Raw genomic sequence first — 5581 nt, 5'->3', positions numbered from 1 at the left:
TCGAACTCGGCGCCCGATGCTGTTCGGGCGCTTTGCGCCCGGTCGTCCCCCGGGCCCCGGCCAGGTGGAAGGATGGAATCGAATCCCCGCGCGAACGCGGCGGTGCGAACCCAGCAGAGCCCGAGGAGAGCGGCCATGGCCAAGCAGGCCCCGCAGAGCGACCCGGCGCAGGACGCCCCCGAGGTGTCCACGCCCCAGCACGCGGCCGCCGGACTGCCCGCCGTCGGCCACAGCCTGCGGATGGCCGCCGAGCAGATGGGCGCCCGCCGCACCCTGGCCACCCTGCGCAAGGTCAACCAGCAGAACGGCTTCGACTGCCCCGGCTGCGCCTGGCCGGAGCCGGACAAGCCGCACACCGCCGAGTTCTGCGAGAACGGCGCCAAGGCCGTCGCCGAGGAGGCCACCGAGCGGCGCGTCCACGCCGACTTCTTCGCCGCCCACCCGGTCGCCGACCTGGCCGGGCGTTCCGGCTACTGGCTGGGCCAGCAGGGCCGGCTCACCGCGCCGATGCTGCTCGACGAGGGCGCCACCCACTACACGCCGGTCTCCTGGGACGACGCCTTCGCGCTGATCGCCGAGGAGCTGAGGGCCCTGGACACCCCGGACGGCGCCGCCTTCTACACCTCCGGCCGGACCAGCAACGAGGCCGCCTTCGCCTACCAGCTGTTCGCCCGCCGGCTCGGCACCAACAACCTGCCGGACTGCTCCAACATGTGCCACGAGTCCTCCGGCTCGGCGCTCACCGAGACGCTCGGCGTCGGCAAGGGCAGCGTCAGCCTGAAGGACCTCTACCAGGCCGACCTGATCATCGTGGCCGGCCAGAACCCGGGCACCAACCACCCCCGGATGCTCTCCGCGCTGGAGCGCGCCAAGCGGGCCGGCGCCACGATCGTCAGCGTCAACCCGCTGCCGGAGGCGGGCCTGGAGCGGTTCAAGAACCCCCAGCACGCGCGCGGCCTGGCCGGCCAGGGCACCAAGCTGACCGACCTCTTCCTGCAGATCCGCCTCGGCGGCGACCTCGCGCTGTTTCGCGCGCTGAACCGGATCGTCCTGGAGCGGGACGGCGTCGACCGCGACTTCGTCGCCGAACACTGCTACGGCTTCGAGGAGTTCGAGGCCCAGGCGCGCGGGACCGACCGCGACGAGGTGCTCGCCGCGACCGGACTGCCCTGGGAGCAGATAGAAGAGCTCGGCGAGCTGGTGCTGAAGTCCGAGAAGATCATCGTCTGCTGGGCGATGGGCCTCACCCAGCACAAGCACGCCGTGCCGACCATCCGCGAGGTCGTCAACTTCCTGCTGCTGCGCGGCAACGTCGGCCGCCCCGGCGCCGGGGTCTGCCCGGTGCGCGGGCACAGCAACGTCCAGGGCGACCGGACGATGGGCATCTTCGAACGCCCCACCGCCGCCTTCCTGGACGCGCTGGGCGAGGAGTTCCGCTTCGAGCCGCCGCGCGAGCACGGCCTCGACTCGGTGGACACCATCCGCGCGATGCGCGACGGCAGGGTCGGGGTCTTCTTCGCGATGGGCGGCAACTTCGTCGCGGCCACCCCGGACACCGAGGTCACCGAGGCCGCGATGCGCCGCTGCCGGCTGACCGTCCACGTCTCCACCAAGCTCAACCGCTCGCACGTGGTCACCGGCGCCCGCGCCCTGATCCTGCCCACCCTGGGGCGCACCGACCGGGACGTCACCGCGCGCGGCGCCCAGTTCGTCAGCGTCGAGGACTCGATGGGCCAGGTGCACGCCTCGCGCGGCGGCCTGCGCCCGCCCGCCCCCGGACTGCTCTCCGAGACCGCGATCGTCTGCCGGCTCGCCCGCGCCGTGCTCGGGCCGCAGGACACCGTGCCGTGGGAGGACTTCGCCGCCGACTACGACACCCTGCGGGACCGGATCGCCCGCGTCGTGCCGGGCTTCGAGGACTACAACGAGAAGGTCCGCCGCCCCGGCGGCTTCACCCTGCCGCACGGCCCCCGGGACACCCGCACCTTCCCGACCGCGACCGGCAGGGCCAACTTCTCCGTCAACCCGCTGACCGCCCCCGAGGTCCCGCCGGGCCGGCTGCTGCTCCAGACGCTGCGCTCGCACGACCAGTACAACACCACCGTCTACGGCCTCGACGACCGCTACCGCGGCATCAAGGGCGGCCGCCGGGTGGTCCTGGTCAACCCCGCGGACGCCGACGAGCTCGGGCTCACCGACGGCGGGTACGTCGACCTGGTCGGCGAGTGGAGCGACGGCGTGGAGCGCCGCGCCCCGCACTTCCGGGTCGTCCACTACCCCGTCGCCCGCGGCGGCGCGGCGGCCTACTACCCCGAGACCAACGTCCTGGTGCCGCTCGACTCCACCGCCGACATCAGCAACACGCCGACCTCCAAGGCCGTCGTGATCCGCTTCGCCCCCGACAGCGGCGCGTAGCCGCCGGCCGCCCCGGGCGGCACAGCACGCAGGCCGCCCCACGTCCGGTGACGTGGGGCGGCCTGCGTGTCGCGGTGTCAGTGCCGCGGTGTCAGTACCGCGGTGTCAGTGCGTCGGCGTGCCCAGCGGCAGCGTGGCCGTCGCGCTGCCCGGGGCCGAGGCGGTCGCCGAGCCGGTGCCGCTCGGGCTCCCCGTCGGGGTGCCCGTCCCGGTCGGGGTGGGCGTGCCGGTCCCGCTCGGGGTGCCGGTCCCGGTCGGGGTGCCCGGCCCGGTCGGCGTTCCGGTCGGCGTGCCGGTCGGGGTCGAGGTGGGCGTGCCGCCGGACGGCGTCCCCGGGTCGGTCGGCGTACCGGTGCCGCCCGGCGTGGTCGGCGTCCCGCCCGGCGTCTGCGGCACGGCCGGCGGCGTCACCTCGCCGCCGGGGGCCGGCGTGGCCGGCAGCTGGTGGGCCGGGCTCGGCGCTATCGGCGTGACGGCGTCCCAGCCCGACGGGAGGTCGGGCACCTTCCAGGCGCCGCCGGCGTCGTCCGCCGCGCCGGACGGGTCGGGACGGACGGCCCCGAGGATCGGCATCGAACCGATCGGCGAGATCTTGATGAACGCGCCGGGCCGCGGCGCCTGCACGATCAGCCCGCCGCCGATGTACATCCCGATGTGCGAGGCGTCCTGGAAGTACACCACCAGGTCGCCGGGCCGCAGCTGGTTGAGCGCCACGTGCGGCAGCTGCGCCCACTGCTCCTGGCTGGTGCGCGGGATCGGCTTGCCCGCGTGCAGCCAGGCCTGCGAGGTGAGGCCCGAGCAGTCGTAGGCGTCCGGGCCGGTGCCGCCCCACAGGTACGGCTTGCTCACCTGCGCCAGCGCGAAGGCGATGGCCGCGCGCCCCTGCTGGGAGGGCGTGCGCTCGCCCTTGCCGAGCGCCCCGGAGGCGAGGAAGGCGAGCTGCGCCTCGTCCGCCTTGGCCTTCTCCAGCTGCTCCAGCTCGGTCCGCTGGGCGCCGGTCAGCGAGGAGACCATCTGCTCGACCGCCGTGAGGTCGGCGGACGCCTTGGCCTTGGCCGCGTCCTGCTGGGCGACCAGCGTCCGGGCGGTCGCCAGCGCCTCCTCGGTCTGCTTCTTCAGCCCGTCCAGCGCGTCCCGGTCGCTCTTCAGCTTGTCCAGGAACTCCGACTGCGAGCGGCTGGCCGAGGCGAGCAGCTCGGCGATGACGACCGCCTCGTACGGGTCCTTGGAGAGCAGCAGCTCCGCGTAGGCCGACGCGGCCCCGTTGCGGTACTGCGCGGCGGCGAGCTGCGAGGCGATGTCGGTGCCCGCGTCGACCTGCTTCTGCTGGCGGTCCAGCCGGCCCTGGAGGTCGGTGAGCGCGGTCTGCTGGTCCGCCGCCTTGGCGACGGCGCCGTTGTACTGCTCGGTGGCGGCCTCGGCGCTCTGGTAGAGCCCGTGCAGCCGGTCGAGCAGCGGGCCGAGGGTGGCCTTGGCGGCGGCGAGCGGGTCGGCGTCGGCGGCGATCCGGCCGGCTCCCGGGTCGGGCGCGGCCCAGGCGGCCTGGGCGCCCACCGGCAGTGCGAGCGCCGCGGCCGCGAGGACGGCTCCGCAGCGCAGCGCCGCCCGCACCCAGGGCCGTACGCGTGCCGTCTCCGCTCTCTGTCCCGCCCCGCCCATGGCCTGGTCCTCCCCGCCGCGCACTGCCCCTGTCCCGGCTTCCCGGATCCCGCAGATCCTCCCACGGGTTACTCGCCGGAAACAGGGCGCATGCGGACCGGGAGGTTAATTCTCGATGGACCTGTGAGACAGCTCTCAGCAAACCGGGTCGAACCGGCGCGTTCTTCGCTAATGTCCAGTTCAGCGCGCCGTATGTCACCTTGATGAAATCCAGTGGTCACTGCGAGTCAACCATCGGAACCACGATTCCCGGCCCAGTTCACCTTCCGTTTACCAAGCAGACTTACGGTCGCGACGTCACCAACGTCCGTGCGACAACTACGACGATTGTTTGGGTATGGAACACATCTCGTTCCTGGTAGCCGTTGTGATCATCACGGCGCTCGCCTTCGACTTCACCAACGGGTTCCACGACACCGCCAACGCGGCCGCCACCGCGATCGCGACCGGAGCTCTTCGCCCGAAGGTCGCGGTCACCATCGCGGCCCTGCTCAACTTCGCGGGCGCGTTCCTGTCCGTGAAGGTCGCCACCACCATCTCCGGCGGCATCGTCAACGAGAAGGCCGGCGTCCATCCCGAGATCATCTTCGCGGCCCTGGCCGGCGCCATCCTCTGGAACCTGCTGACCTGGCTGCGCGGACTGCCGTCCAGTTCCTCGCACGCGCTGTACGGCGGCCTGATCGGCGCCACGATCGTCGGCGTCGGCATGAACGGCGTCAACTTCGACACCGTGGTGACCAAGATCCTCATCCCCGCGGTCGCCTCCCCGTTCGTCGCCGGCCTGGCCTCCTGGGGCGCCACCAAGCTGGCGTACGTGATCACCCGCAAGGGCGACTCCGCGACCACCGAGAAGGGCTTCAAGACCGGCCAGATCTTCTCCTCCTCGCTGATCTCGCTCGCCCACGGCACCAATGACGCCCAGAAGACGATGGGCATCATCACCCTGACCCTGGTCTCGGTCGGCGCCCTGCCGCACGGCGCGCTGCCGCCCACCTGGGTGATCGTCTCCGCCGGCGCCGCGATCGCGCTCGGCACCTACATGGGCGGCTGGCGGATCATCCGCTCGATGGGCAAGGGCCTGGCGGACATCCGCCCGCCGCAGGGCTTCGCCTCCGAGTCGGCCGCCGCGACCGTCATCCTGACCTCCTCGCACATGGGCTTCGGCCTCTCCACCACCCAGGTCTGCTCCGGCGGCATCATGGGCGCCGGCCTCGGCGGCCCGAAGGGCGAGCTGCGCTGGAGCCTGGTCCGCCGCATGGTCTACACCTGGGGCCTGACCCTGCCGGCCGCCGCCGTGGTCTCCGGCGGCGCCGCCCTGCTGGCCGAGCAGGGCAGCTGGGGCGTCGCCCTGGTCGGCGTCGTGCTGGTGGCCGGCGCGGGCGCGATGTGGGTGATCTCCCGCCGCCAGCCGGTCGGCGCGGACAACGTCAACGACGTCGACGTCACCCCGGTCGAGGTCGCACCGGCCGGCGCCGCCGCGAACACCCCCACCCCCCCCTCGACCACG

At 73.1% G+C, this 5581-nt stretch carries 3 protein-coding genes; 2 read left to right on the top strand and 1 reads right to left on the bottom strand.

Annotation, left to right across the window (positions count from 1 at the left end; genetic code table 11):
* The first annotated feature begins 135 nt into the window (after positions 1–135).
* Complete coding sequence (locus ACIQOV_RS25105; protein WP_401052024.1) at positions 136–2415, top strand: FdhF/YdeP family oxidoreductase; 2280 nt, start codon at positions 136–138, stop codon at positions 2413–2415.
* Positions 2416–2520: 105 nt separating this feature from the next.
* Here the strand turns inward: ACIQOV_RS25105 and ACIQOV_RS25100 are convergent, their stop codons facing one another.
* Positions 2521–4074 (bottom strand): C40 family peptidase, encoded by a 1554-nt coding sequence (locus tag ACIQOV_RS25100; RefSeq protein WP_401052021.1) that lies wholly within the window; start codon positions 4072–4074, stop codon positions 2521–2523.
* Between the two features lie 337 nt (positions 4075–4411).
* Here ACIQOV_RS25100 and ACIQOV_RS25095 point away from each other — a divergent pair.
* On the top strand, positions 4412–5581 hold a 1170-nt coding region (locus tag ACIQOV_RS25095), incomplete at its 3' end, for an anion permease (RefSeq protein ID WP_401052019.1).

It is taken from the genome of Kitasatospora sp. NPDC091257, from assembly GCF_044757675.1.
GTDB lineage: Bacteria > Actinomycetota > Actinomycetes > Streptomycetales > Streptomycetaceae > Kitasatospora > Kitasatospora lactacystinica.
Note: the sequence above shows the minus strand (reverse complement) of the source record. Positions and strands in the feature narration are given on the sequence as shown.